Raw genomic sequence first — 26,212 nt, 5'->3', positions numbered from 1 at the left:
ACGCCCGCACCGCCATTAGGCGCGCCAGGGCGCGGCGGACTACCCTGAACAGGTGACTAACACGCCAGAATCCCGATCTGATGCCCCGCTGACCGCTCCCGGAGAGATCCTCCATGTGGGCGCGGCAGACTATCCGGGCCTGGACGAGTGGCGTTCGCTGCCGCTGAGCCAGCAGCCGGACTGGCGCGGCCACGAAGACTTCGACTCCGCCTACGCGGAGCTCTCCGCGCATCCGCCGCTGGTCTTCGCCGGCGAGGTCGACAAGCTCAAGCGACGCCTGGCCAAGGTCGCCAACGGCGAGGCGTTCCTGCTTCAAGGCGGCGATTGCGCCGAGACCTTCGACGGAGTCACCGCCGATAAGATCAGCGCGAAGGTCAAGACCATCCTGCAGATGGCCGTGGTGCTCACCTATGGTGCCTCCCTGCCGGTGGTCAAGATGGGCCGCATGGCCGGTCAGTACGCCAAGCCGCGCTCCTCCGATGTGGAGACCCGCGACGGCGTCACCCTGCCGACCTTCCGTGGCGAGATCGTCAACGGCTTCGACTTCACCGAAGAGTCCCGCGTTCCGGATCCCAAGCGGATGGTCAAGGCGTACCACAAGTCTGCGGCCACGCTGAACCTGGTGCGGGCCTTCACCGAGGGCGGCTTCGCCGATCTGCGAGCGGTCCAGCAGTGGAACAAGGGGTTCATGCAGAACCCTGCCCACGCCCGCTACGAACGGCTCGCGGGGGAGATCGACCGTGCAGTGCGCTTCATGGAGGCCTGCGGGGCTGACTTCGAAGGACTCAAGCGCACCGAGTTCTACGCCGCTCACGAGGCGCTGCTTCTGGACTACGAGCGCGCGCTGACCCGCATCGACTCCCGCACCGGCAAGCCCTACGTGACCAGCGGCCATTTCGTCTGGATCGGCGAGCGGACCCGGGAGCTCGACGGCGCCCACATGGACTACCTCTCTCGGGTGCAGAACCCGGTCGGGGTCAAACTGGGCCCCACCACCACCCCGGAGACCGTCCTGGAGATCATCGAGAAGCTCGACCCCGAGCGCGAACCCGGTCGGCTGACCTTCATCGTGCGGATGGGGGCCGCCAACGTGCGGGAGAAGCTCCCGCCGCTGGTCCGCGCCGTGCGTGACGCCGGGGCCAAGGTGGTCTGGGTGACCGACCCGATGCACGGGAACACCATCACCGCCGACAACGGCTACAAGACCCGACGCTTCGACGACATCCTCGATGAGGTCCGCGGCTTCTTCGAGGTCCACCGCTCCCTGGGCACCTACCCGGGCGGGCTGCACGTGGAGATGACCGGCGACGACGTCGCGGAGTGCCTCGGCGGCTCCGACGTGATCGACGAGTCGGCCTTCGACCAGCGCTACGAGTCCCTGGTGGACCCGAGGCTGAACCACAAGCAGTCCCTGGAGCTGGCGTTCCTGGTCGCTGAGTCCCTGACCACGGTCAAATAGCCTCCTCAAGCGGACTGCGGCCGGTCAGCTGAGCCTCAGCCTCCGAGGCTGGGGATCAGTGCGCTGCTGCCGCCGATCCATCCGGCGAAGAGCACCAGCAGCGCCCCGCCGATCATGATTCCGGCAATCATCAGCCAGGCCCTGGTCGCGGTCGGGCCGATGAGCTCCACCGTGGGACGCTGCCGCTCGCGCTTCTCGGTGCGGACCCGTTCTACCGGCGAGCGGCTGCCGACGGCTGGCTGGACGCCGGTGGCCGGCTCCGGGACGCTGAGCCGGGGCGGGCGCAGCTGCAGACCGGTGGTGGGCACCTCGGTGACCAGCTGGCGGTCCTCTTCTGCCAGGCTGGCCAGCCGGGAGTGCCCAGCATCACGGTGCCCCGATTCCAGGTGCGTGGTCCGCGCATTGCCCAGGGCCGCTTCGATGTCTTCATCCCAGGGCTGCGGATCGCCGGGTTGCGGGTGCCGCTCGGACCCTGGCGGCTGGGCCGGACCCTGCTGCGTCTGGGTCTGAAGGAAGGGCTCCTCGGAGTCACCGGGCAGCATCGTGGTGTGCCGCTGGCCGGACTGAGCGGCGGCACCGGCGGCCGCACCCGCTCCGGGGATCGGCCGTGTCGCGGAGCCGGTGAGCGCGCTGTCGAAGTCAAGCTCGGCGTCGCTGAGCAGCTCTCGGGTCTCACGCAGCATCTTCAGCAGCTCATCGGCGTTCTTCGGCCGCAGCGCCACCTCCGGGCGGGTCGCGATGCTGACCAGGTCATCAAGCTCGGCCGCCAGACCTGCGACCTGCGCCGAGGGGACCGGCACCGTGGAGTTCACATGCTGATAGGCCACCCGCACGGGGGAGTCCCCGGTGAAGGGCTGCACGCCGGTGAGCATCTCATAGAGCAGGATGCCGATCGCGTAGATGTCAGCGCGCTCGTCCGCACCCTCCCCGGAGAGCAGCTCGGGAGAGATGTACGCCACGGTCCCCATCAGGGTGGAGGTCCCGGAGTGATGCGTTGCGGCGCGGGCCAGCCCCAGATCCGCGAGCTTGATCCTCCCGTCGTGGGAGACCAGCACGTTCTCGGGCTTGATGTCTCGGTGGACCAGGCCGGCACGGTGCGCCGCGGCCAGGCCCTGCAGGATCGCGTCCATGTAGGTCAGCGCCAGCCGGGGCGTCATCGCTCCCTGCTTCAGAAGCGTGCGCAGCGTGGCTCCAGGGACGTATTCCATCACCAGGTAGGCGGTCTCCCGGGCCTGACCCTGATCGAGCACCTGGACCACATTGGGGTGGGCGATCAGCGCGGAGTTCCGTGCCTCCTGCTCGAAGCGGTCCACGACCTTGCGGTCCTCGGCCATATGCGGGAAGAGCACCTTCAGCGCGACCTCGCGACCCAATCGCTGGTCCTGGGCTCGGTAAACCGTGGACATGCCGCCGCGCGCGATGCGCTCCTCGATCACATAGCGGTCATCGATCCTGGATCCGATCCACGGGTCAGTCTGTTCTTGGCTCACCGCTTCAGGGTATCGAACCTGCCCAGCCCAGGGAGCCCCCGGCGCGACGTCGGAGTCAGACCGTGCGCAGCACCAGGTGGCCGCGCAGCTGGTCGAACTCCTCGAGGACCTCCGCGGAGACGCCGAGGTCGATCAGGTCCTGGGTACAGGCGACGCTGTCCTCGGTGAGGGCCTCGATGCTGCGCTCCACCTCGGCCAGGGCGCCTGATTCCACGAGGATGGCGCGGGCCCGCTCCACCTGTGTCTCGCTCAGCCCTGGATCGCCCAGCATCTGAGCCAGCTCACGGGAAGCGGTCGCGGAGGATCGGAACAGTCCGTAGGCGATCAGCTCGGTGCGCTTGCCCTCACGCAGATCGTCGCCGACCGGTTTGCCGGTGGTCTCCGGGTCACCGAAGACACCCAGGAGATCGTCACGCAGCTGGAAGGCCTCCCCGACAGGCAGCGCCGCGGCGGCGAAGGCGCGGCACAGCTCGTCGGAGCCGCCGGCCAGCGCGGCGCCGAGGACCACCGGGTACTCGGTGGAGTACTTCGCCGCCTTATAGCGCAGCACCCCACGGGCGCGGTGCACCGCCTCGGCCTCGGTCTCGGCAGGGATGCGCACCTCCTCCAGCACGTCGAGGTACTGCCCGGTGATCACCTCGGTGTGCATCCGGTGGAAGGTTCGTGCGGCGAGCGGGCTGCTGGTCAGCCCATCCTGCATGGCGGTGCACTGGGCATGGAAGAAGGCCTCCGAGGCCCAGGCCAGGGAGAGGTCCCCGGAGAGGATCGCCCCGGAGGTGCCGAAGTGTGCGGCGTCCCGGCTGAACCCGGACTCGCGATGCATCTGCTCGAAGCGGATGTGCGCGCTGGGAAGACCGCGCCGGGTCGCTGATCGGTCGATCACGTCATCGTGGACCAGCGCCGCGGCCTGGAACAGCTCCAGGGCGACGCCCAGTTCGACGACGGCGTCGCCGCGCCCGTCAGCAGCCTGCCAGCCCAGACGCGCCAGCGCGGGGCGCATCTTCTTCCCGCCTCGGGTCAGGGACGTCAGCGCGTTCACCAGGGGGACGGCGTGCTCGGAGACGGCATTGACCTCGGCGTGGCGCGCCTGGAGGAAGCCGGCGCACCTCGCGTTGACCTCGCTGATGAATTCTTCGCGCTTCATGGCGGATAGCCTATCGGTATGGCACCGTCTCCACCGGCTCATCCGCGCGTGCTTGCGCATGTGGATATGGACGCCTACTACGTGGAGGTCGAGCTGCTCAGCCGACCCGAGCTGCGCGGACGCAAGATCATCGTGGCGCAGGACTCCGGACGTTCCGTGGTGCTCTCGGCGTCGTACCAGGCCCGCGCCGACGGGGTGCGCTCGGCCATGCCGCTGGCCCGGGCTCGCCAGCTCAGCCCCGAGGCTTTGGTGATCTCGCCCCATATGGAGCTCTACCGCGACCTCTCCCGGCGCATCATGGGCTACTTCGACACCATCACCGATGCCGTGGAGCAGCTGAGCGTGGATGAGGCCTTCCTGGATCTCACCGGGGCCCGGCGCCGATTGGGCGGGCCCGAGGAGATCGGGCGCAAGATCCGCCGCGAGATCCGCGAGGAGTTCGATCTGCCGGCCACGGTGGGAATCGCCGACCGGAAGTTCATCGCCAAGATCGCCTCGACGCGGGCGAAGCCGGACGGGCTGCTGCTGGTGCCCCCGCACCGCCGGCTGGAGTTCCTGCACTCGCTGCCGGTGACCGCGATGTGGGGTGTGGGAGGCAAGACCGGGGAATCCTTGAAGGCCTTCGGGATCACCACGGTGCTCCAGCTGGCGCAGACTCCGGAGCCGGCGCTGCGCCGACGCTTCGGGGTCACCGGCACCGCGCTGCACAGGCTCGCCTGGGGGGAGGACGCCCGGGAGGTCCAGCCGCATCGGATCGAGAAGTCCATCGGCGCCGAGGAGACCTTCGCCGAGGACCTCGAGGATGAGGCACGGCTGCGGGCTGAGCTGCTGCGGCTCAGTCACCGGGTCGCCGCCAGGCTGCGCGAATCCGGAGTCTCCGCCGAGGGGATCAGTCTGAAGCTGAGGTACAGCGACTTCGAGACCCTGACCCGCTCCACCACGCTCCCGCATCCCACACATTCCGCGCTCACGATCTACAACCGCCTGGTGGTGCTGCTGCAGCGGCTGGGGGAGCGACCGCAGCCGGTGCGGCTGGTGGGAGTCCGGGCCGAGCGTCTCGTGGATGAGGGCGGTTCGCTGCAGCTGAGCTTCGATCAGACCGAGACCAACTGGCTCGAGGCTGAGACCGCGCTCGACGCCATCGCCAAGAAGTTTCCGCAGATCCAGACGGCGCCGGCCTCGCTGCTTCGGGCCCGCCGGGAGGACCCCTGACTGAAGACTTCCTGAGTGTCTGCCCAGAGATCACCCGTGTGCTGACTTCGGGCTAGGTCTGCGCTGATGAAACGGCTAGACTATACACCCAGGCGTATCTCTACCGTCCAACGCGCCACACGACGATCGCGAGGAGCTTCACGATGCCACTGTCGGAGCGTGAACAGCGCATGCTCAAGCAGCTGGAAGAACAGCTGCAGTCGGAGGATCCGAGCTTCGCAAGCTCCATGCAGGACTCCCCGGCAGGAAAGCTCAACGTGCGCAATATCGTGCTCGGAGCACTGGTCGCGGTCCTCGGTATCGTCGTGCTGCTGCTCGGCATCTACAACCAGTGGATCCCGGTCGGGGTGATCGGATTCCTGATCATGGGCGCCGGCGTCTACTACGCCACCAGCGGGGGCACCTCCGGGAATTCACGCCGCAACGGCGGCGGTGGCGGAGGAAACGGCGGAGGCGGTGGCGGCGGCGGACCCCGCAGCTCCACTCCAAGCCCGTCCGGTTCCTTCATGACCGGACTTGAACAGCGTTGGGAAGAACGACGTCGGCAGGACTGAGCTCCACCCGCGAAACACAGCTTCGAAAGGCCCCTCTCCGGAGGGGCCTTTCTCGTGTCTGCGCACCGTCTTCCCAGGGCCCAGCAGCGGCGCCCCACTTCTTCCCACCACAGCGGCCCCCACTTCCCACCACAGCGGCCCCCACTTCCCACCACAGCGGCCCCCACTTCCCACCACAGCGGCCCCCACTTCCCACCACGGCGGCCCCCACTTCCCACCACGGCGGCCCCCACTTCCCACCGCTTCCATGGTGCGGGGTTGACCAGCGCGGCCCCGAGGACCTCCGCCGCCGGGGCGTTGAAACCCCCGGAAACCGCGTGATTCCGCGGATCTCTCCCGTGCTCGCAGCCGGTTCAGTCGGTGCACGGCAGGTCCTGTGACGCCGCGCCCGGCCGGCCCAGAGCCGGCTGAGAGCGCCCCTCTGGACACGCGTGCCGCACCAGGCGCCCCACCGCCCTCCACCTGCACCTCAGCGACATCCTCCCAGGTCAGCGGGACAGTGCCGCCGGTGTGCCGAGAATTCCGTGCGTCTGACCTCGGAATTTGGTTGCAAGTGGGGGGAAGTGGGGTAAAGTGGAGCTCGGTAGAGGGAGAAGGAATGATTCTCCTCGTCGAGTGAGGTGGTGAGTGTCCTTGTTCCTGGGCACATACACGCCTCGCATGGATGAGAAGTCTCGTCTGATCCTTCCCGCGAAGTATCGCGAGGAGCTGGCCAACGGCCTGGTTCTCACCCGCGGGCAGGAGCGCTGCATCTATGTGTTCAGCACGGAGGAGTTCAAGAACGTGCACCAGCAGATGCGGCAGGCGCCTTTGACCTCACGCCAGGCACGCGATTACATCCGCGTGTTCCTCTCCGGAGCCTCAGACGAGATTCCGGACAAGCAGGGCAGGATCACGGTCCCCGCCGCGCTTCGGGAATACGCCGGACTTGATCGCGATGTCACGGTCATCGGAGCGGGAGACCGCGCCGAGATCTGGGACACCACCGCCTGGAACGAGTACCTGGAGGCGAAGGAGTCGGAGTTCTCATCCACCGATGGGGAAGCCATTCCTGGTCTCTTCTGAGCACCGAGGGCGTTCGATCCGACACGCGGGACGAACACAGCACGACAAGTGAAGACGGTTTCGAACACTTCAGGGGATCCTTGGGTGAGTTCTTCCGCCGCCCGGCCGCATTCCTGACTTATCTTCCCCGATGTCAGGCAGCAGGCCGGAGCGGAGGAGGAGCTGGTCCAAGGATCCTTCCCTATCAGCGGAGGCAGTATGGCGCAACGAGAGACAGCGGACCGGCACGTGCCGGTGATGCGAGATCGCTGCATCAGACTGCTGTCTCTCGGAGTCGGCACTGTGCGCGCCGCCGGTCACCGCCCCGTGGTCATCGACGCCACGCTGGGCATGGGTGGCCATGCCGAGGCGATGCTCGAGTCCGACCCGGAGGTGCTCGTGCTCGGGCTGGACCGAGACCCGCAGGCCCACGCGCTCGCGGCAGAGCGCCTCACCCGATTCGGCGACCGCTTTCGCGGCATCCACACGGTCTATGACCGGGTGGACGAGGTCGCCGTCGAGGAGCTCGGCTCCGATCAGCGCGTGGCCGGTGTGCTGCTGGACCTCGGGGTCTCCTCCCTGCAGCTCGACGAGGCCTCCCGCGGGTTCGCCTACTCCTATGACGCGCCCCTCGACATGCGGATGGACGCCTCGGCGGATTCCCCCGACGAGTCGGTGGCTGAGCTGCTGGCCCGGGTCGAGACTGCAGAGCTGACCCGGATCCTGCGCGAGTATGGCGAGGAGCGCTTCGCCGGACGCATCGCCAGATCGATCATCTCCCGGCGTGAGACTCAGCCCTTCACCAGCACCGCGGACCTCGCCGCCGTGGTGGACAGGGCGGTTCCAGCAGCGTCCAAGCGCACCGGCGGACACCCCGCCAAGCGAACCTTCCAGGCGCTGCGGATCGCGGTGAACGAAGAGCTCGAGGTGCTGCGTCGAACCATCCCGCACGCCCTGGACGCGGTGGCCCCGGGCGGTGTGGTCGTGGCGATGAGCTATCACTCGCTGGAGGACCGGATCGTCAAGCAGGCCTTCGCCGGACGCACCAAGTCCTCGGCCCCGAAGGGGCTGCCCGTCGAGCTCGAAGAGCACAAACCTACGTTCAGCTCTCTGACCCGAGGGGCCGAGCTCCCCGACGAGGCGGAGATCGCAGAGAACCCGCGCGCGGCATCCGCAAAGCTGCGTGCCGCGCAGAAGCTGACAGATTCCAGGAGAAACCCCGCATGAGCGCAGAAGCCCAGCCCCTCGCCCCAGCCGCGCGTGGGTCACTGGCCCGGCTCTCACTGCCCGGACGCGACCAGGACGAGAGTTCGGCGCGCTCGGGGAGCCCCATGCTGCGGGCGCTGCCGAAGCTGAGGCAGCGACAGAAGGGCCTCATCGCCGGGATCATCGCGCTGCTCGCCTTCGCGCTGACCATCGTGCTCGCCGTGAACATCCATGTCGCGAATTCGCAGTACACCCTCGTGGAGCTGCAGAACGAACACCGTGCCCTCTCGCAGTCGAACCAGGCGCTGACCGAAGAGGTTCAGCACCTTCAATCGCCGCAGTCGCTCTCCAGCGCCGCAGTCGGCCTCGGTATGGTCATGCCTGCCGAGGCGGCGGCCCTGGACCTCGCCGACGGCGCCGTCACCGGCACGGCGGAACCTGCAGACAGCGGAGACCGGCCCACCGGGTTCGTCTCCGCGCCGTCGGCTCCCGGTGACGACGCGGCGGCTCCGCTGAACGTCTCCGAGACCGTCACCGGGGCACCCTCGGGGATTCTCGGAGCAGGCGCGTTGAACACGCTCATCGAGGCCCCCAGCGGGCAGAATGGTGAGCAGACATCTGCAGGGACACAGGAGCAGTTCAGCCCCGCTGAACTCAACGGCGGGACCATTCCGGCGCCCTCATTCGACTGATCGACGTGATGGGAGAACGCTGACGCCATGGCAGCCGCTCAGAAGAAGAAACGCGCAGAACGGGTCCTCTCGTTCCGGATGCGCATCGGACTCACCATGATCTTGGTGATGCTGCTCCTGCTCGGGGGCCGGCTCTTCCATGTCCAGGGACTGGACCCCGCCGGGCACGCCCAGGCGGCGGTGTCCGAACGGCTGCGCAGCGTCCCGCTGCCGGCCCACCGCGGCGACATCCTCGACGCTCAGAACCGGGTGCTCGCGACCTCCGTGGATCGCTACGACATCGTGGCAGATCAGCAGGTGGTCGACGACTTCGTCCGGCTGGACGAGGGAACCGGACTGCGTGAGGAGGTGCCGGTGCAGACCGGCATCGCAGAGCTCAGCGAGGTCCTGGAGATCGACGCCGAGGAGCTCACCGATCGGATCATCGGTGAGAGCCGCTACTCGGTGGTGACCCGATCGCTGACCCCGGCGAAGAGCCAGGAGGTCCTGGACCTGAACATCCCGGGCCTCTACGCCGAACCGGTGACCGAGCGCAGCTACCCCTCTGGAGCGGTGGCCGGTTCGATCATCGGATTCATGGGATCCGACGGCCCGCTGGAAGGCATCGAGGCTGCGCAGGACGACGCGCTGAGCGGCAGCGACGGAGAGCGGATCTTCGAGGTCGGTGGGGACGGGGTTCGGATCCCGATCGCCACCTTCGAGGAGCTGCCCGCCGAGGACGGACAGGACATCCGACTCACCATCGATCAGGATCTGCAGTGGTTCGCCCAGGAGTCGATCGCGAAGAAGTCGAACCAGTACAACGCCGCCTGGGGCAACGCCACCGTGGTGGATCTCACCGACGGTGACATCCTGGCCATGGCCGATTCGCAGACCGTGGACCCGGCCGAGCCGGGGGAGACCGAGGAGCTCTTCCGTCGGCCCCTTGCGCTGACCCAGGACTTCGAACCCGGCTCCACCGGCAAGGCCATCACCTTCGCCATGGCCCTGGAAGAGGGCACGCTGAACCCGACCGACGGCTTCACCGTGGACAACCGCTATGAGGTCGACGGTCAGACCATCAGCGACGCCACGCGGCATCCGACCCTGGACATGACCGCGGCCGGCATCTTCGCGCGCTCCTACAACACCGGCACCGTGATGATCGGCGGAGAGATCCCCGAAGACGTCCGGTATGACTACATGAAGAAGGTCGGCATCGGGGAGCCGCTGGACATCGGTCTGGGGACCGAGGCGAACTCGGTGCTGCGGCCCCCCGAGGAGTGGGACGCCCGCCAGCACCTGACCACCCAGTTCGGCCAGGGCTACACCACCTCGGTGCTGCACAACCTGCAGACCTTCCAGGCCCTGGCCAACGACGGGGTCAGCGTCCCGCTGAACCTGGTCGACGCCTATATCGACGCCGACGGCACCGAACACCCGGCACAGACCGCCCCGGGTGAGCGGGTCTTCTCAGAGCAGACCTCCGAGGAGATGCTGCGGATGTTCGAAGGTGTGGTCGACTACGGAACCGCACAGGACGCCGCCGTCGCCGGCTACCGGGTCGGGGGCAAGACCGGCATCGCCGAGGCCGCAGGCGCAGGTGGTGGATTCGACGGGCACACCCAGTCGTTCATCGGCATGGCTCCCCTGGATGACCCGAAGTACCTGGTGGCCGTCACCGTGCACCGCCCGCAGGGATATTGGCGCGATTGGGAGGTCACCGATACGTTCCGTGAGATCATGTCCTACGTGCTAAGCAGCTATGACGACGCGCCCACGGGGGCAAAGAGCGAGGCCTACGACGGCTTCGAAGGCGAGAACCAGGATCAGCCCTGGTGAGCGCGGCAGAGACGACGCTGAGCGTCGCCGCGCAGGACCGGGTGTTCCGACCACGAGGAGTCGTCGGGGCCAGCGTGGAGGAGCTCGTGGCTGAGCTCACCGCCACCGGCTTCGAACCGCTGGTCACTCCGGTGGGCCGCGACGTGGGGGAGGTGCGACTCACCGGAGCCGCCATGGACCCCAAGGCCGTGGGTCCAGGCGACCTCTTCGTCGCCGTGGCCGGTTCGCGCGCCCACGGGGCCGACTTCGTGATGACCGCGCTTGATGCCGGGGCTGCGGCGATCCTCACCGACGTCGCCGGCTCCGAGCGGGTCCGCGACCGCGTGGGTTACCGCATCCCGGTCATCGAGGTGCGCCGGGTGCGTGAAGCCGCGGGTCCCTCTGCGGCGCTGATCTATGGCAACAGTGCCAGCTCCGGGCCTGCCCTCTTCGGGGTGACCGGCACCAACGGGAAGACCACCACCACCTACTTCCTGCGCTCCCTGCTGGATGAGCTGCTGCGACCCCACCAGCGCGCCACCGGTCTGATCGGGACCATCGAGATCGCCTCCGGAGAGGACCGGATCCCCTCGAAGATGACCACCCCCGAGGCGGTGCAGCTGCACAGCCTCATGGCGCTCTTCCGCGAGGCCGGCGTCGCCGCCGCCGCGATGGAGGTCTCCTCCCACGCCATCTCCTACCAGCGCACCTCCGGGCTGTTCTACGCCGTGGCCGGGTTCACCAACCTCACCCAGGACCACCTGGACCTGCATGGTTCGATGGAGGAATACTTCGCGGCCAAAGCGGCGCTCTTCGCCCGCCGTCGGACCCGCAGCAGCGTGGTCATCGTCGATGATCCGTGGGGCTGGCGCATGGCTGAGACCGCGACCGGGCACGTGGTCACCCTCGCCACCGCAGAGACCCCCGACCCGGCTGCAGACTGGGCGGTCACCGAGGTGCGCCCCCACCTGCTGGGCAGCGCCTTCACGCTGTACAACCGGCACACCCGGGAGAGCATCCGTTCCCGCACCGGTCTGCCCGGCCGGTTCAACGTGGCCAACGCCGCCCTGGCCGCGGTGATGGTGCTCACCGCAGATGAGAGCACCGGCCTGGGAGTCAGCCGCAGGGAGATCGTGGCCGCGCTGGAGCAGGCCGATCCGTTCACCATCAGCGTCCCTGGCCGGATGCAGGTGATCGGCACCGCCCCGGCGGCCATCGTCGACTTCGCCCACAACCCCGACGCGATGATCCGCACCCTGGAGGCCGCCGCGAGCACCTCAAAGGGCAAGACGATCCTGGTGATCGGTGCCGCAGGGGAGCGGGACAGCGCCAAGCGTCCGCTCATGGGCGCCATCGCGGTGCGCATGGCGGACCACGTGATCATCAGCGACGACGACCCGCACGGGGAAGACCCGGCACAGATCCGCGCTGGACTCCTGGAAGGGGCGCGCGAGGCCCTTCAGAACGAGGATCTGGGCTCCACGGCATTGGAAGAGATCTCACCCCGTCGCGAGGCGATCCTGCGCGCTGTGGAGGTGGCGCGACCGGAGGACACCATCATCCTGGCCGGCCGCGGACACGAGGTGCACCAGGACTTCGCCGGGACCAGACACCCGATCGATGACCGGGTGGAGCTGGCCCGCGCGCTGCGGCTGCGCGGCTTCCCCACAGCGGCCGATGCCCCGGACACCGAACCTGACCCGGACCTCGCGATGACCACCAGACTCAGCCCAGCAGAAGGAGGCGACACGGCATGATTGAACTCTCCGCCCTGGAGATCGCCGAGATCACCTCAGGGACCCTCTACGGCGTCCCGGACCCGTCCGCGGTGCGCGTGCACCACGCAGACACCGACTCCCGCAACATGGGCGCAGACTCCCTGTTCATCGCCAAACCGGGGGACACCACCGACGGTCACCACTTCATCGACGCCGCCCGCGCCGCGGGCGCGACCCTGGTGCTGGCACAACGGGAGACCCAGGACCCCGCAGGGGACCCGCACCCCAGCGTGATCGTGGACGACGTGGTGCACGCCATGGGAGCACTTGCCCACGCGATCCTTCAGCGGGTGCGCGCGCATTCGACCACCACCGTCATCGGGATCACCGGGTCCGCCGGGAAGACCACCACCAAGGACCTGCTGAAGTCGCTCCTGGAGCCCGAGGGTCCCACCGTGGCCCCGCAGGGGTCCTATAACGGTGAGGTCGGCGTCCCGCTGACCATCTTCACCGTTGAGCTGGACACCCGGTTCGTGGTCGTGGAGATGGGCGCCGACGCGCCCGGGAACATCCGCGATCTGGCGCAGATGGTCCGCCCCGACATCGGGGCGGTGCTGATGGTGGGCTCAGCGCACGCCGGGAAGTTCGGCGGCGCGGACAAGATCGCCGCGGTGAAGGCCGAGCTCGTCGAGCAGATCGGAGCCGACGGCGCGATCGTGCTCAACCGCGACGACGCCCAGGTCGCCGCCATGGCGCCGAAGGCCCACGCCCCGATCACCTGGTTCAGCGAGGACACCGCAGGGGAGTCTGCCCCGGCCACGGCCACGGCCACGACCACCGCCACAGCCGCGACCATGGACTCCACCGAGGACGCCGATGCTGCGGGTCAGCCGGACCAGGTCCGCGCGGCGGACCTGCGACTCGACGCCTCCGGGCACCCCAGCTTCGTGCTGCGCTTCACCGAGACCGGAGAAGACCTTCCCGTGGTCTCCGGACTCACCGGAGCCCATCACGTGTCCAACATCCTCGCCGCAGCCGCCTGCGCGCTGCACGCCGGCGTCCGGCCGCAGGACATCGCGGCGCGCCTGAACGGGCTCGGTCCGGCCAGCCGCTGGCGGATGGAGCGCACTGAACGCGCCGACGGGGTCACCGTGATCAACGACGCCTACAACGCCAACCCCGAATCGATGCGGGAGGCCCTGCGCACCCTGGCGATGCTCACCCGGCCCGGAGCGGGCCGACCGAGCCGTCGGTCGGTCGCCGTGCTCGGCGCGATGCTCGAGCTCGGCGACGCCTCGATCCCCAAGCACACCCAGCTGGGTGAGACCGTGGTGCGGCTGAACATCGACAAGACCCTGGTGGTGGGCGAGCTGGCCTACCCGCTCTACCGCGGAGCCATCGCCGAAGGCAGCTGGGGATCGGAGGTCCACTGGGTCGCCACCGTCGAGGAGGCCGAGGCCTACCTCGAGCAGGAGCTCACCTCCGGGGACATCGTGCTCTTCAAATCCTCCAACAGCGCAGGGCTTAGACTCCTGGGTGACAAGATCGCCGCGAAGGAAGGGGCCCTGTGATCGCTGTAGTCATCGGTGCCGTCCTCGGCCTGGGACTCACCCTCGTCGGGACGCCGTTGTTCATCCGCTTCCTGGTGAAGCGAGGATACGGTCAGTTCATCCGAGACGACGGCCCCACGACCCACCATGTGAAGCGCGGCACCCCCACCATGGGTGGAGCGGTCATCATGATGGCCGTCGTCGCCGCCTATCTGCTCACCCACCTGGTGATGATCCTGACCGGCGACGGCGGCGGACCCACCGCCTCCGGGCTGCTGCTCCTGCTGCTGATGGTGGGCATGGGACTCGTCGGCTTCGCCGACGACTTCGCGAAGATCAGCAAGAAGCAGTCCCTGGGACTGACCCCCTGGCGCAAGATCGCCGGCCAGGGCGCCATCGGTGTGCTCTTCGCGGTGCTGGCGCTGAACTTCGCGGACGCCGACGGTCTGACCCCGGCCTCGACGAACATCTCCTTCGTCCGTGAGACCGTGCTGGACCTGGCCTTCGCCGGCCCGGTCATCGGCATGATCCTCTTCGTGATCTGGGCGAACCTGATCGTCACCGCGACCACCAACGGGGTGAACCTCACCGACGGCCTGGACGGACTCGCCACGGCGGCCACCGCCATGGTGACCGCGGCCTACACGATCATCTCGATCTGGCAGTTCAACCAGTCCTGCGGCGGGTCCAGCGCGGTAGAGAGCGTCTGCTACCAGGTGCGGGACCCGATGGACATGGCGATGATCGCCGCGATCATCACCGGTGCGCTGATCGGCTTCCTGTGGTGGAACACCTCGCCGGCAAAGATCTTCATGGGCGACACCGGGTCCCTGGCGCTGGGCGGCGCCCTCGCCGGGTTCGCGATCCTGACCCACACCCAGCTGCTCTTCGTGATCCTGGGCGGGCTCTTCGTGCTGATCACCCTCTCGGTGATCATCCAGGTCGGCTACTTCAAGCTCTCCGGCGGCAAGCGGGTCTTCCTGATGGCCCCGCTGCAGCACCACTTCGAGCTCAAGGGCTGGGCCGAGGTCACCGTGGTGGTGCGCTTCTGGATCATCGGAGCCCTGGCGGTGGGCATCGGGCTCGCCATCTTCTACGGGGAATGGGTGATCACCCAGTGAGCACGCCCCAGCCCCCTGCCGACGCGCTTCCAGCGCCGCGGCAGCCCCGCATCCGGCCCGAGCTGCGCGGCTGGGACGGCCCCTGGAAGGGACTGCGCGCGCTGGTCACCGGCCTGGGCGTCTCCGGATTCGCCGCCGCGGACACCCTCGCCGAGCTGGGCGCGCGCGTCGTCGTCGTCGACGGAACCGATGCGCAAGAGAAACGACGCGAGGCCGAGACGCTGCGCGTGGTGGGAGTCGCAGAGGTCCTGCTCGGTCAACAACACCTGGAGCAGCTGCCGCTGATCGACGGTGAGCTCCCCGAGATCCTGGTCACCTCCCCGGGGTGGCGCCCCGACTCGGCGCTGATCGCTCAGGCGCGCGCCGCGCAGATCCCGGTGCTCTCCGAGGTGGAGCTGGCCTGGCGCCTCGGCGCCCGACCCGGTGCCACCGAGCCCAAGTGGCTGGTCCTGACCGGGACCAACGGGAAGACGACCACGGCGACCCTGCTGGAGGCGATGCTGCGCAAGGACGGTCAGCGTGCCATCGCCTGCGGCAACATCGGCGTGCCGGTGCTCGACGCGATCCGCGACCCGCAGGGATACGACGCCCTGGCGGTGGAGCTCTCCAGCTTCCAGCTCGAATACACCGAGCTGCTCTCCCCGGTGGCCTCAGCGGTGCTGAACATCGCCGAGGACCACGTGGACTGGCACGGCAGCTTCGCCGAATACTGCGCGGCCAAGGCGAAGATCTTCGAGAACACCGAGCTGGCGTGTGTCTACAACGCAGACCAGCCGCTCACCGCTGAGATGGTCGCCGAGGCCGACGTCCAGGAGGGATGCCGCGCGATCGGCTTCACCACCGGGTCCCCGGGCCTGTCGATGCTCGGCGTCGTGGAGGACCTCCTGGTGGACCGGGCGTTCCTGGACAACCGGGCGCATCAGGCACTGGAGCTGGCGGGGCTGGAGGACTTCGGCCCGCTGGCCCCGCAGCACCTGGTCGCCAACACCCTGGCCGCCGCCGCCCTGGCCCGCGCCGCCGGGGTGGCCCCCGAGGCCATCCGGGCCGCCGTACGGGACTATGAGGCCGGGGACCACCGGATCCAGCCGGTGGCTAAGGCCGATGACGTGCTCTGGATCAACGATTCCAAGGCCACCAACCCGCATGCCGCCGCCGCCTCGCTGCGAAGCTTCACCGACGTGATCTGGATCGCCGGGGGACTGCCCAAAGGGGTGGTCTACGACGAGCTGATCCAGGAGATCGCGCCTCGGCTGCGTCACGTCATCCTGATCGGCACGGACTCCTCCCAGCTGAGATCCAGCCTTCAGCGACACGCGCCGGGAGTCCCGGTGATCGGTGGACGCCTGCGGGAGGATGAGTCACGCACCGAGTTGGACGCGACGCTGGCGGGTGCAGACGGGGCCCGCGCGATGCGGACCGCTGTGGCCGAGGCCGCCAAGGCAGCCGCGGCGCATCACACGGTGCTGATGGCACCGGCGGCGGCCTCGATGGATCAGTTCGCCTCCTACGCAGCCCGCGGTGAGGCCTTCATCGAGGCAGTGGCAGAGCTGATGACCGATTGATCGTGACGGTGGAGCCCGGAGGCGGGACTTCACCAGGAGGAGGACTGGATGGACAAGCGGAGACCTCGCGTCCCAGCCTCTCCCGAACAGCGCCGGCCCCGGCTCCACGCAGTGGAGGACCAGGAGTCGGAGCGCACCGAGCGTCACCCCGCGGGGCTGACACCCACCTCGCCACAGCAGCAGACCCGACCCTCGCAGCGCGCCGCGCGGGGTGAGCACAGCACCGTGCGCACCGCGTCAGAGTCCGCTCGCACCACGCCAGAGTCCGCTCGCACCGCGCCGGAGTCCGCTCGCACCGCGCCGGAGACGACCCGCACCACCCCGGGGGCCGCGGCCGACGGCTCCGCCGGCCGCAGCTGGAAGGCGCAGCGCGAGACCACCAGGAAGGACCGGGTCCAGCGCTTCTGGCACTTCGTGGAGGAGGGCAACCCGTACACCACCTTCTGGCTGCTGCTGGGCTCTGCGCTGGCGCTGACCATCTTCGGACTGGTGATGGTGCTCTCGGCCACTGCGGTCGAGGCGGTGGGCACCCCCGACGGCGCCTATGGCGTGTTCATGCGTCAGGCCATGTGGGCCGGAATCGGTCTGGTGGGCATGTTCAGCGTCGCCTTCATGCCGCGCGGCTGGCTGAAGAAGCTCGCCTGGCCGGCCATGGTGCTGGCGATCATCGGCCTGGCACTGGTGCTCACCCCGCTGGGCTATGAGGTCCAGGGCAACCGAAACTGGATCCGGATCGGGCCGCTCAACGGCCAGCCCTCGGAACTCGCCAAGCTGGCGCTGTGCCTTTGGACCGGGCTGGTGCTCGCCCGCAAGGGCAATAAGGTGAGCGAGCTGCAGCACACCATCGTGCCGGTCCTGATGCCCGGTGCCGCCCTGGTCTTCGCCTTCATCATGTGGGGCCGCGACCTGGGCACCGCCCTGATCTTCGGCTTCTTCCTGGCCGCGATGCTCTTCGTCTCGGGCACCAAGGCCCGGTACTTCCTCGTCGCCGGTGCCACCGGGATCATCGGCGCTGTGGCGCTGGCCCTGATGAGCCCCAACCGCACCGTGCGGATCCAGGCCTGGCTCGGGCTCAACGACGCCTGCAGCCTGCCGCAGGACTTCTGCTATCAGTCCGAGCAGGGCCTCTACGCCCTGGCCTCAGGCGGCTTCTGGGGTGTCGGGCTGGGCCAGTCGCGGCAGAAGTGGAACTACATCCCTGAGGCGGAGAACGACTTCATCTTCACGATCCTGGGGGAGGAGCTCGGCCTGCTCGGGGCGCTCACGGTCCTGCTGCTCTTCGCCACCCTGGCCCTGGGGATGTTCCGCGTGGCCTCACGCTCCACCGAGACCTGGGTCAAGATCACCACCGTGGGCATCATGGCCTGGGTCATCGGGCAGACCTTCATCAACCTCGCCATGGTCACCGGGCTGCTCCCGGTCATCGGGGTGCCGCTGCCGTTCATCTCCGCCGGCGGCTCCGCGCTGACCTCGAACCTGGTCGCGGTCGGGGTGGTCATGAACTTCGCCCAGGCCCAGCGCGTCGACGCGCGAAGCCGCGCCGGAACCCGCCCGAGCAAGCCAACGGGCCGGAACCAGGCAGGGAAGAAAGCCGGGAAGAAGACCGGGATGACCTCCCGCCGCAAACCTGCAACAGTATGAGACCTGCACCGAGGGCCGCACCGGTCCTCCCAGCTTCAGGAGTTTGAGACACAGATGAGCACACCCTCCGTGGTCCTCGCAGGCGGGGGCACCGCCGGTCATGTCAGCCCGATGCTGGCCATCGCCCGCGCCCTGGACCGGATCCACCCCGAGGTCCGCCAGAGCATCATCGGCACCGCCGCCGGACTCGAGACTCGGCTGGTCCCAGAGGCCGGGTACCGGCTGCAGACCATCGAGAAGGTCCCGATGCCGCGCCGGCCCTCCCGAGACCTGCTGCGCTTCCCCTCCCGCTTCGGACAGGCCGTGCGCGACGCCGCGGCGATCCTGCGCGCCGAGCAGGCCGATGTGGTCCTCGGCGTCGGCGGGTACGTGTGCACCCCGGTGTACGTCGCGGCGCGCCGCCTGGGCATCCCGGTGGTCATCCACGAGGCCAATGCGCGCCCCGGCCTGGCGAACAAGCTGGGACACCGCTTCGCGGCGTTCACCGGCGTCGCCTTCGAGGGCACCCCGCTGAAGGGCTCCGAATGGGTGGGCATGCCGATGGCGCGGGAGATCTCCCAGCTCGACCGATCGAAGCAGCGGGCGCAGGCACGCGAAGCCCTGAACCTGGACCCGGAGAAGGTGACTCTGGTGATCACCGGGGGCTCCTCCGGGGCGCTCTCGCTGAACGAGTCGATCAAGGCCGCGCTGACCGACCTGCTGGGCACCGGAGCCCAGGTGCTGCACCTCACCGGCCGAGACAAGGCGCTCATCGGCGAGCACGGCGCACTGCTGGAGCACCCCGGATACCACCAGCGGGAGTACCTCGACGGGATGGAGCTGGCCTACGCCGCGGCGGACCTGATCATCGCCCGGGCCGGGGCGGCCACCGTGAGCGAGGTCGCGGCGGTGGGGCTTCCCGCCATCTTCGTCCCGCTGCCGGTGGGCAACGGCGAACAGGAGCTCAACGCCCGGGAGCTGGTCGCCGCCGGCGGCGCGCTGCTGGTCAAGGATGAGCACTTCAACACGGCCTGGATCCGGCGCAACATCCTCCCGCTGCTCGAGGACCCGCAGCTGCTGGCCACGATGCAGGCGCAGTCCGCATCCCGCGGGATCACCGACGCCGACGACCGGATGGCCCGGGCGGCTCTGGCCGTAGCGGGTCACCCGATCGAGAAAGCCGAGAAGAAGAAGTGACCCTGCCTCCCATGAGCCCCGCTGAGACCACCCCCGCTGGGACACCCCCCGAATCCGCCGCTGCCGCACCAGATCACGGCGCGGCCGCCGGGGCCGCAGCGCCCACCGCCGGACTCGGACACGTGCATTTCCTGGGACTCGCCGGCGTCGGGGTCTCCGCCGTCGCCCGGCTGATGGCCGCCGACGGGGTGCCCATCTCCGGCACCGACGCCAAGGACCTACCGGTCCTGGAAGAGTTCCGCCGGGCGGGTGCCGCCGTGACGGTGGGATACCGGGCCGAGAACCTGGCCTCGGCAGAGGCGCAGCTCGGAGAACCGATCACCGCGGTGATCGCCTCCTCCATCGCGGCGGAGGGCAACCCGGAGTACGACGAGGCAGTCCGCCGCGGCCTGCCGGTGCTGCACCGCTCCCAGGGTCTGGCGGCGATGATGCGAGACCGTCGCGCCGTCGCCGTCGCCGGCACCCACGGCAAGACCACCACCTCCTCCATGGCCACGGTGCTGCTGGATCAGGCAGGGCTCTCTCCGACCTTCGCCGTGGGGGCCAACGTCGCCGGGCTCGGGGTCAACGCGGCCGCCGGCACGGGGGAGTGGTTCATCGCCGAGGCCGACGAATCCGACGGCTCGCTGCTGAACTATGCCCCGGAGGTCGGTGTGGTCACCAACGTGGAGGCTGACCATCTGGACCACTACGGCACCGCGGAGGCGGTGGAACAGGTCTTCGTGGACTTCACCGCCCGGATCAGCGACGGCGGGGCGCTGATCATCTGCGTGGACGACGCCGGCGCTCGGGCGCTGCTGGAAAAGGTGCGCGAGCCCCTGAGTGCGCGCGGCGTGCGCATCATCGGCTACGGCACGCGAGAAGACGCGCAGCTGCGCCTGAGCGAGGTGACCCGCGAGGGCGGCACCATCACTGAGGGTGCCGAGCAGGCCTCCCTGCGACTTGCCGTGCCCGGAGTGCACAACCAGCTCAACGCGCTGGCCGCGATCGCCGTGGGCCGCTGCGCGGGACTCTCCCTGCAGGCCAGCGTCGAGGCCATCGCCCACTTCCAGGGCACCTCGCGCCGCTTCGAGCTGCGCGGCGAGGTCTCCGGGGTGCGCGTCTACGACGACTACGCTCACCACCCCACGGAAGTCTCCGCCGTGCTCCAGGCCGCCCGCGCCTCGCTCACCGAGGACCAGGGCCAGGTCCACGTGATCTTCCAGCCGCACCTGTTCAGCCGCACCGCAGCCTTCGCAGAAGACTTCGGGGCCGCGCTGACCGCGGCGGACACCGTGGCGGTGCTGGAGATCTACCCGGCGCGGGAGGAGCCCATCGAAGGCGTCACCGCGGCCCTGCTGGGACAGCCGGTGTACAGCGCAGCCGAGGCCGTTCAGACAGTCACCTCGGCCGCACGGGCCGGGGATCTGATCATGACCCTGGGTGCCGGCGACGTCACCGCGCTCGGCGCCGAGATCCTCGCCGTGCTGACGGAGGGCCGATGAAGCCGCGGGTTCCCCGCCCCACCTCAGACCGCGCCACGACCACCCGGGAAGATTCCGCACCGGATCAGGCCCGGTCCACCGATGCCCCCGCGCACCAGGAGCCCGAGGGGGAGTCGAGCAGCGATCACTGCGGGTTCCCTGATGAGTCCCCACTGGACTTCCCCGAACCCGCCTCGGTCAGCAGCAGGCGACGCCGACGTCGTCGGCTGCTCACGCTGCTGATCAGTCTGGCGGTGCTGCTCGGCGTGGTCGCCACGCTGTACTTCTCCCCGCTGCTGGTGGTGCGCACGATCACGGTCCAGGACAACGATCTGCTCACCGATGAGCGCGCCCAGGAGCTGCTCGCGCCGCTGCACGGCACGCCCCTGGCTCAGGTCAGTCAGGGTGACGTGGAGAGCCTGCTCACCGATGAACGCGCCGTGGATGAGGTGATGGTCGCCGCCGCGCTGCCCGAGGGCCTGGAGATCATGGTGATCGAACACCCTCCCGTGGCCGAGGTCCATGTGGGCGAGGAGATCCTGTTCTACAGCCAGCAGGGCGAGCTGATCAGGACCTTCGACGAGTCTCAGCGTCCCGACGCCGAGGGATACGCCACCCCGGTGATCTCGTCAGAGGCAGCGCTGGAGAACGAATCGGTGTTCCGCAGCATCGTCTCGGTGCTGGGACAGCTGCCCGAGGGGGCACGGGAGTCTCTGGACTCGGCCACCGCGGAGTCCCGAGACTCGGTGCAGCTGGAGCTCGAAGATGGACGCACCGTGGTCTGGGGCAATGACGAGCGCGGAGCGGAGAAGGCCGCCGTGCTGGAGGCGATCCTGGGCTCCCCGTCGGGAGAGTTCGACGGCGTGGAGGTCCTCGACATCTCGACTCCTAGCGCGCCGGTGACGCGCTAGACCCGTGTGGCGCGTAGGCTGGGCGCAGAAGAGAACATCAGAGAGGGGAAGCCATTGCGCTTCCTCTAAGGTTCAAGTAAAGCTTGAACCTTGCTGTTGGTTCGCAGGCAACAGAAGAATGTGTCAGGTACGGAGGCTCCCGTCCGCTTATGAGCCGCTGCGACGTCACGGGCTGCCGCCCATGACCGGACCGATGTCCCCGCGAATGACATCGGCACGATCAGGTGGCCCGAGACGGGTGAAGACAGTGAGGAGTCGCGCTGCGGCTCACTCGGCGACGGGGGTCTCCGTACATTTGAGACCAGAGACGAGCAAGGGACACACAACGTGGCATCACCGAACAACTACCTGGCCGTGATCAAGGTCGTCGGCATCGGTGGCGGCGGCGTCAACGCCGTCAACCGCATGATCGACGTCGGTCTCCGCGGCGTGGAATTCATCGCCATCAACACCGATGCGCAGGCGCTGCTGATGAGCGACGCCGACGTGAAGCTCGACGTCGGGCGTGAACTGACCCGTGGACTGGGTGCCGGTGCCAACCCTGAGGTCGGCCGACAGGCCGCCGAGGACCACGCCGAGGAGATCGAAGAGGTCATCCGTGGCGCAGACATGGTCTTCGTCACCGCAGGCGAGGGCGGTGGCACCGGAACCGGCGGCGCACCCGTGGTCGCTCGGATCGCCCGCTCGCTCGGGGCACTGACCATCGGTGTCGTCACCCGCCCGTTCACCTTCGAAGGTCGCCGGCGCGCCGGCTCGGCCGAAGAGGGCATCGAGGCGCTCCGCGACGAGGTCGACACGCTCATCGTGATCCCCAACGACCGGCTGCTCTCGATCTCGGACAAGAACGTCTCGGTCCTGGATGCCTTCCGCTCCGCGGACCAGGTGCTGCTCTCCGGCGTGCAGGGCATCACCGACCTGATCACCACACCGGGCCTGATCAACCTCGACTTCGCCGACGTGAAGTCGGTCATGCAGGGCGCCGGCTCCGCGCTGATGGGCATCGGTTCCGCGAATGGTGAGGACCGCGCGGTGAAGGCCGCCGAGCTCGCCATCGCCTCTCCGCTGCTGGAAGCGTCCATCGACGGCGCCCACGGCGTGCTGCTCTCCATCCAGGGTGGCTCGGATCTCGGACTCTTCGAGATCAACGAGGCAGCTCGGCTGGTTCAGGAGGTCGCCCACCCGGAGGCCAACATCATCTTCGGCGCCGTCATCGACGACGCCCTCGGTGACGAGGCGCGAGTCACCGTCATCGCCGCCGGCTTCGACCAGGTCGACGCCACCTCCCGTCCCGCGCAGCCGATGCAGAACCAGGCTCCGGCCCGCAGCGTCGGGTCCGCCGCCCCGGCGGCCCGCACTGCGCCGCCCGTCCCCGGGACCGTGCCCGGCACGATTCCGATCAGCGGGTCACCGGCCGCGCGCAACGCCGGGTCCCAGGACACCGCGCCGCAGCAGCGGATGGACCACTCGCGTCGTCGTCATGAGAACGAGGAGCAGCAGGACATCCCGGACATCGTCGAGTCGGACTACACCGGCGGTCGCAACGATGACCTCGATGTGCCCGACTTCCTGAAGTGACCATGGCCCCCAGCAACACGGGGGCCAGCACGGCCGCGTCCCCGTCACCGTTCTGGTGGCGGGGCCAGGCCGAGTCCGGGACGACTGCCGGGGACACCGTGCAGCTGGGCTTCACCTCCGTGGAGGCCGGCAATCTGGCCCGCCACGTGGGATCCCAGCCCGAGGTGTCCGAGAACCGTCGGCTTCTCGAGACCAGCATGGGCGTGCCTGCAGGCTCCCTGCGTTTTCTGAACCAGGTGCACTCCGCCGATGTGATCCCCGCCGAGCCCGACGCATCTGCCGAGTTCGCGGCGCCGCTGCAGCCCGCCGCTCCGCCGCCGCCCGCCGCTGCGGCCGAACCCGCACCCAGCTCTGAGGTGCTCACCGGCGACGCCTGGGTCTGCGCCGATGGCTCCGTTCCACTGGCGATCATGGTCGCCGACTGTCTTCCGGTGCTGCTCCACGGACGTCGCGCCGCGCAGGATCCGGACCGGGATGTGCCGGTCACCGCTGCGGCCCACGCCGGACGCCCCGGACTGCTCGCCGGAGTCCTGGAGAACACCGTGGCCGCCATGCGTGCCCATGGAGCGGATGCGATCACCGCCTGGATCGGTCCCGGAGCCTGCGGGGACTGCTACGAGATCCCGGAGGAGATGGTCGCTGAGGTCTCTCAGGGGCGGCCCGCCATCGTCTCGCAGACCAGCTGGGGCTCCAGTGCGCTGAACCTGCGCGCCGAGGCCCGCGCGGTCCTCGACGGGCAGGGGGTGCGTGTCGCGGAGCTCGCCGGCTGCACCATCGAGGATGAGTCGTTGTTCTCCCACCGCCGAGCGCCGGGGAAGGGTCGCTTCGCCGGAGTGATCTGGATGCCCACGGCGGCCTCCCAGCCCGGCCCCTCGGTTCGATAGGCTCTCCCTGTGCAGACCAGCCCCGAACCGGCCAGCCCCGACGCAGCCAGCCCCGATGTAGCCGATCCCGATGCAGCCGATCCCGGCGCTGAGGATCCGCGCAGCGAAGAGCTTGCGGCGAACCTCGCCGCGGTGCATGCTCGGATCGACCGGGCCATGGAGGCCGCCGGGAGGCAAGATCGACCCACGCTGATCGTGGTCACCAAGTTCTTCCCCGCCGCCGATGTTCTCCGGCTGCACCGGCTGGGAGTCCGCGACGTCGGGGAGAACCGGGACCGGGAGGCGGCGGCGAAGGCCGCCGAGGTCACCGAGCTGCTGCGCGCAGGCACTGCAGCCCCCGCAGCGCCGGGATCCACGGGTGCCCCCGCCGGCCCCGCAGACGATCCAGCATCAGACCCAGCCGACGATCCAGGAGACGATCCAGCTGCGGACCCGGCGTCGGGTCCGGCAGCGAATGAAGAGATCCTGCACTGGCACTTCATCGGCCAGCTGCAGTCCAATAAGGCCCGCTCCGTCACCGGCTACGCAGACCATCTGCACTCTGTGGACCGGTCCTCTCTGTTGAAGGCGCTGATCAAGGTCGCTCCGAGCGCCGACGAGCCTCCGCTGACCTGCCTGATCCAGGTGGATCTGCGCGACCCGGTGCCCGCCGACGGCAGGGGAGGAGCTGACCCGGCCTCGATCCTCGAGCTGGCCGACCGGATCGCCGCGGCACCAGGGCTGGCGCTGGGCGGACTGATGGCGGTCGCGCCGCTGGACGAGCCGGCCGCACCTGCCTTCCGGAGACTGCGTGAGCTCTCCGCGCAGCTGCGCGAGAGGCACCCCCGCGCGGACATGATCTCGGCCGGAATGAGCGGTGACCTGGAGGAAGCCGTGGCACACGGTGCGACACACCTGCGGGTTGGCCGAGATGTCCTGGGTGCGCGTCCGCTTCAGCGATAGTCTCGAGACCGCGCAGTGACAATTCAACCTTCCCTCCAGGAGACCCCTCATGGCCGGTGCCTTCAAGAAGACCATGATCTACCTCGGCCTCGCCGACGGAGACGACTACAGCGAGGACAACTTCTCCAAGGAGTCCTCCCACCCGACCCGCAGCACCCAGAGCGCCAGCACCGAGCCCAGCTCGGTGAGCCGCAGCTCCTCGAGCTCGGCCTCGGTCCGGGAGACCCCGGCACCGACCAGCGCCTCCGCCTCGGTCCGCGGCAGCGAGGTCGTCTCCCTGGGAGTCGATCACGCCGAGGACACTGCGCAGACGGGTCAGTACAACAGCTCCAACCTGGCCGTGGACCCGGACTACCGGGCCCCGGTCACTCCGATCAAGCGCGCCCCCTCCTCCCGGGATGAAAGTTCACCGATGCGAAAAATCACCACCGTTCACCCGCGCTCCTACAACGACGCGAAGGTCATCGGCGAGTCCTTCCGGGACAACATCCCGGTGATCATGAATGTCACCGATATGGGCGAGGCTGAGGCCAAGCGACTGGTGGACTTCTCCGCCGGGCTGGTCTTCGGCATGGGCGGATCCATCGAGCGGGTCACCAACAAGGTGTTCCTGCTGACCCCGAAGAACATCGAGGTGCTGGCTGAAGAGCGCGCCGCCGTGGAGGCTCCGTCCTCGGCACAGTTCTTCAACCAGAGCTGAACCAAGTAGTCTTTTCAGCTGTGGATCTCTTAACCGCGCCCCTGTACCTGCTGCTGACCATCTACCAGTTCGCCCTGGTGGTCCGCATCATCTTCGACCTCACGCAGCAGTACGCCCGCAGCTGGCGGCCCAAGGGCCTGCCGCTGATGATCGCCGTCGGTGTGTACAGCATCACCGACCCGCCGATCCGCTGGATCCAGCGCAAGGTGCCGCCGCTGAACCTGGGCGGCGTGTCCCTGGACATGGGCTTCCTGCTGGTGTTCCTGCTCGTGGTGATCGCGAAGATGGTGCTGCGCGGATTCGCCTGATCCCGGCTCGGGTCAGCGGTGCCGGCACTGCGCGCTGGAGGGATCTGCGAGCCGTGAAAG

General features: G+C 68.8%; 22 protein-coding genes. 20 read left to right on the top strand and 2 right to left on the bottom strand.

The window, feature by feature from the left end:
* The first annotated feature begins 88 nt into the window (after positions 1 to 88).
* Positions 89 to 1,459, top strand: a complete 1,371-nt coding sequence (locus tag HNR24_RS05430) for a class II 3-deoxy-7-phosphoheptulonate synthase (RefSeq protein WP_058888881.1) — start codon at positions 89 to 91, stop codon at positions 1,457 to 1,459.
* A gap of 35 nt (positions 1,460 to 1,494) precedes the next feature.
* Here the strand turns inward: HNR24_RS05430 and HNR24_RS13785 are convergent, their stop codons facing one another.
* Together HNR24_RS13785 and HNR24_RS05420 are read right to left on the bottom strand one after the other, a co-directional pair.
* Positions 1,495 to 2,949, bottom strand: a complete 1,455-nt coding sequence (locus tag HNR24_RS13785) for a protein kinase domain-containing protein (protein WP_058888716.1) — start codon at positions 2,947 to 2,949, stop codon at positions 1,495 to 1,497.
* Positions 2,950 to 3,004: 55 nt separating this feature from the next.
* Positions 3,005 to 4,093: a polyprenyl synthetase family protein gene (locus tag HNR24_RS05420; RefSeq protein ID WP_182495233.1), complete on the bottom strand. Its 1,089-nt coding sequence runs from the start codon at positions 4,091 to 4,093 to the stop codon at positions 3,005 to 3,007.
* A gap of 18 nt (positions 4,094 to 4,111) precedes the next feature.
* Here HNR24_RS05420 and dinB point away from each other — a divergent pair, with 18 nt between their 5' ends.
* The 19 genes from dinB to HNR24_RS05325 all read left to right on the top strand — a co-directional run bounded on the left by dinB (position 4,112) and on the right by HNR24_RS05325 (position 26,152).
* Complete coding sequence (dinB, locus tag HNR24_RS05415) at positions 4,112 to 5,305, top strand: DNA polymerase IV (RefSeq protein WP_182495232.1); 1,194 nt, start codon at positions 4,112 to 4,114, stop codon at positions 5,303 to 5,305.
* A 143-nt stretch (positions 5,306 to 5,448) separates the two neighbouring features.
* Positions 5,449 to 5,859 (top strand): SCO2097 family morphological protein, encoded by a 411-nt coding sequence (locus tag HNR24_RS05410; protein ID WP_182495231.1) that lies wholly within the window; start codon positions 5,449 to 5,451, stop codon positions 5,857 to 5,859.
* Between the two features lie 633 nt (positions 5,860 to 6,492).
* Entirely contained in the window at positions 6,493 to 6,924 is a 432-nt protein-coding gene (gene mraZ, locus HNR24_RS05405) for a division/cell wall cluster transcriptional repressor MraZ (protein WP_058888882.1), read from the top strand.
* Between the two features lie 198 nt (positions 6,925 to 7,122).
* Positions 7,123 to 8,130 carry a 16S rRNA (cytosine(1402)-N(4))-methyltransferase RsmH gene (gene rsmH, locus HNR24_RS05400; RefSeq protein ID WP_182495230.1) on the top strand — a complete coding sequence of 336 codons (1,008 nt, stop codon included), beginning with the start codon at positions 7,123 to 7,125 and terminating at the stop codon, positions 8,128 to 8,130.
* On the top strand, positions 8,127 to 8,801 hold the full coding sequence (ftsL, locus tag HNR24_RS05395) for a cell division protein FtsL (RefSeq protein WP_182495229.1): 675 nt from the start codon (positions 8,127 to 8,129) through the stop codon (positions 8,799 to 8,801). Before rsmH ends, ftsL begins: the two co-directional genes overlap by 4 nt.
* 27 nt (positions 8,802 to 8,828) lie before the next feature.
* A complete protein-coding gene (locus HNR24_RS05390) occupies positions 8,829 to 10,622 on the top strand; it encodes a peptidoglycan D,D-transpeptidase FtsI family protein (protein WP_182495228.1) in 1,794 nt (597 codons plus the stop codon).
* On the top strand, positions 10,619 to 12,358 hold the full coding sequence (locus HNR24_RS05385; protein ID WP_182495227.1) for a Mur ligase family protein: 1,740 nt from the start codon (positions 10,619 to 10,621) through the stop codon (positions 12,356 to 12,358). The genes HNR24_RS05390 and HNR24_RS05385 overlap by 4 nt, the downstream gene beginning before the upstream one ends.
* On the top strand, positions 12,355 to 13,890 hold the full coding sequence (locus HNR24_RS05380) for a UDP-N-acetylmuramoyl-tripeptide--D-alanyl-D-alanine ligase (RefSeq protein ID WP_182495226.1): 1,536 nt from the start codon (positions 12,355 to 12,357) through the stop codon (positions 13,888 to 13,890). The genes HNR24_RS05385 and HNR24_RS05380 overlap by 4 nt, the downstream gene beginning before the upstream one ends.
* A complete protein-coding gene (mraY, locus tag HNR24_RS05375; protein WP_058888724.1) occupies positions 13,887 to 14,990 on the top strand; it encodes a phospho-N-acetylmuramoyl-pentapeptide-transferase in 1,104 nt (367 codons plus the stop codon). The genes HNR24_RS05380 and mraY overlap by 4 nt, the downstream gene beginning before the upstream one ends.
* Positions 14,972 to 16,552, top strand: coding sequence for a UDP-N-acetylmuramoyl-L-alanine--D-glutamate ligase (gene murD / locus HNR24_RS05370; RefSeq protein WP_182495225.1), 1,581 nt, complete (start codon positions 14,972 to 14,974; stop codon positions 16,550 to 16,552). The genes mraY and murD overlap by 19 nt, the downstream gene beginning before the upstream one ends.
* Positions 16,553 to 16,600: 48 nt before the next feature.
* A complete protein-coding gene (locus HNR24_RS05365; protein WP_182495224.1) occupies positions 16,601 to 18,193 on the top strand; it encodes an FtsW/RodA/SpoVE family cell cycle protein in 1,593 nt (530 codons plus the stop codon).
* Positions 18,194 to 18,247: 54 nt separating this feature from the next.
* Complete coding sequence (murG, locus tag HNR24_RS05360) at positions 18,248 to 19,369, top strand: undecaprenyldiphospho-muramoylpentapeptide beta-N-acetylglucosaminyltransferase (protein WP_182495223.1); 1,122 nt, start codon at positions 18,248 to 18,250, stop codon at positions 19,367 to 19,369.
* Between the two features lie 11 nt (positions 19,370 to 19,380).
* On the top strand, positions 19,381 to 20,853 hold the full coding sequence (gene murC / locus HNR24_RS05355; RefSeq protein WP_182495222.1) for a UDP-N-acetylmuramate--L-alanine ligase: 1,473 nt from the start codon (positions 19,381 to 19,383) through the stop codon (positions 20,851 to 20,853).
* Positions 20,850 to 21,743 carry a cell division protein FtsQ/DivIB gene (locus tag HNR24_RS05350; RefSeq protein ID WP_182495221.1) on the top strand — a complete coding sequence of 298 codons (894 nt, stop codon included), beginning with the start codon at positions 20,850 to 20,852 and terminating at the stop codon, positions 21,741 to 21,743. The genes murC and HNR24_RS05350 overlap by 4 nt, the downstream gene beginning before the upstream one ends.
* 327 nt (positions 21,744 to 22,070) lie before the next feature.
* Positions 22,071 to 23,318, top strand: coding sequence for a cell division protein FtsZ (ftsZ, locus tag HNR24_RS05345; protein WP_179442060.1), 1,248 nt, complete (start codon positions 22,071 to 22,073; stop codon positions 23,316 to 23,318).
* A 2-nt stretch (positions 23,319 to 23,320) separates the two neighbouring features.
* On the top strand, positions 23,321 to 24,202 hold the full coding sequence (locus tag HNR24_RS05340) for a purine nucleoside phosphorylase YfiH/LACC1 family protein (RefSeq protein WP_182495220.1): 882 nt from the start codon (positions 23,321 to 23,323) through the stop codon (positions 24,200 to 24,202).
* A 9-nt stretch (positions 24,203 to 24,211) separates the two neighbouring features.
* Positions 24,212 to 25,144: a YggS family pyridoxal phosphate enzyme gene (locus HNR24_RS05335; RefSeq protein WP_182495219.1), complete on the top strand. Its 933-nt coding sequence runs from the start codon at positions 24,212 to 24,214 to the stop codon at positions 25,142 to 25,144.
* 49 nt (positions 25,145 to 25,193) lie between these two features.
* A complete protein-coding gene (locus HNR24_RS05330; protein ID WP_058888730.1) occupies positions 25,194 to 25,844 on the top strand; it encodes a cell division protein SepF in 651 nt (216 codons plus the stop codon).
* A 20-nt stretch (positions 25,845 to 25,864) separates the two neighbouring features.
* A complete protein-coding gene (locus HNR24_RS05325; protein WP_058888731.1) occupies positions 25,865 to 26,152 on the top strand; it encodes a YggT family protein in 288 nt (95 codons plus the stop codon).
* Positions 26,153 to 26,212 lie beyond the last annotated feature (60 nt).

The organism is Nesterenkonia sandarakina (assembly GCF_014138825.1).
GTDB lineage: Bacteria > Actinomycetota > Actinomycetes > Actinomycetales > Micrococcaceae > Nesterenkonia > Nesterenkonia sandarakina.
Note: the sequence above shows the minus strand (reverse complement) of the source record. Positions and strands in the feature narration are given on the sequence as shown.

Excerpts from the sequence above, each read along its gene's own strand:
- HNR24_RS05420 (WP_182495233.1), bottom strand. The coding sequence starts at position 4,093 with ATGAAGCGCGAAGAATTCATCAGCGAGGTCAACGCGAGGTGCGCCGGC.
- dinB (WP_182495232.1), top strand. The coding sequence starts at position 4,112 with ATGGCACCGTCTCCACCGGCTCATCCGCGCGTGCTTGCGCATGTGGAT.
- HNR24_RS05410 (WP_182495231.1), top strand. The coding sequence starts at position 5,449 with ATGCCACTGTCGGAGCGTGAACAGCGCATGCTCAAGCAGCTGGAAGAA.
- rsmH (WP_182495230.1), top strand. The coding sequence starts at position 7,123 with ATGGCGCAACGAGAGACAGCGGACCGGCACGTGCCGGTGATGCGAGAT.
- ftsL (WP_182495229.1), top strand. The coding sequence starts at position 8,127 with ATGAGCGCAGAAGCCCAGCCCCTCGCCCCAGCCGCGCGTGGGTCACTG.
- HNR24_RS05390 (WP_182495228.1), top strand. The coding sequence starts at position 8,829 with ATGGCAGCCGCTCAGAAGAAGAAACGCGCAGAACGGGTCCTCTCGTTC.
- HNR24_RS05380 (WP_182495226.1), top strand. The coding sequence starts at position 12,355 with ATGATTGAACTCTCCGCCCTGGAGATCGCCGAGATCACCTCAGGGACC.
- murD (WP_182495225.1), top strand. The coding sequence starts at position 14,972 with ATGGGTGATCACCCAGTGAGCACGCCCCAGCCCCCTGCCGACGCGCTT.
- HNR24_RS05365 (WP_182495224.1), top strand. The coding sequence starts at position 16,601 with ATGGACAAGCGGAGACCTCGCGTCCCAGCCTCTCCCGAACAGCGCCGG.
- murG (WP_182495223.1), top strand. The coding sequence starts at position 18,248 with ATGAGCACACCCTCCGTGGTCCTCGCAGGCGGGGGCACCGCCGGTCAT.
- murC (WP_182495222.1), top strand. The coding sequence starts at position 19,381 with ATGAGCCCCGCTGAGACCACCCCCGCTGGGACACCCCCCGAATCCGCC.
- HNR24_RS05350 (WP_182495221.1), top strand. The coding sequence starts at position 20,850 with ATGAAGCCGCGGGTTCCCCGCCCCACCTCAGACCGCGCCACGACCACC.
- HNR24_RS05340 (WP_182495220.1), top strand. The coding sequence starts at position 23,321 with ATGGCCCCCAGCAACACGGGGGCCAGCACGGCCGCGTCCCCGTCACCG.
- HNR24_RS05330 (WP_058888730.1), top strand. The coding sequence starts at position 25,194 with ATGGCCGGTGCCTTCAAGAAGACCATGATCTACCTCGGCCTCGCCGAC.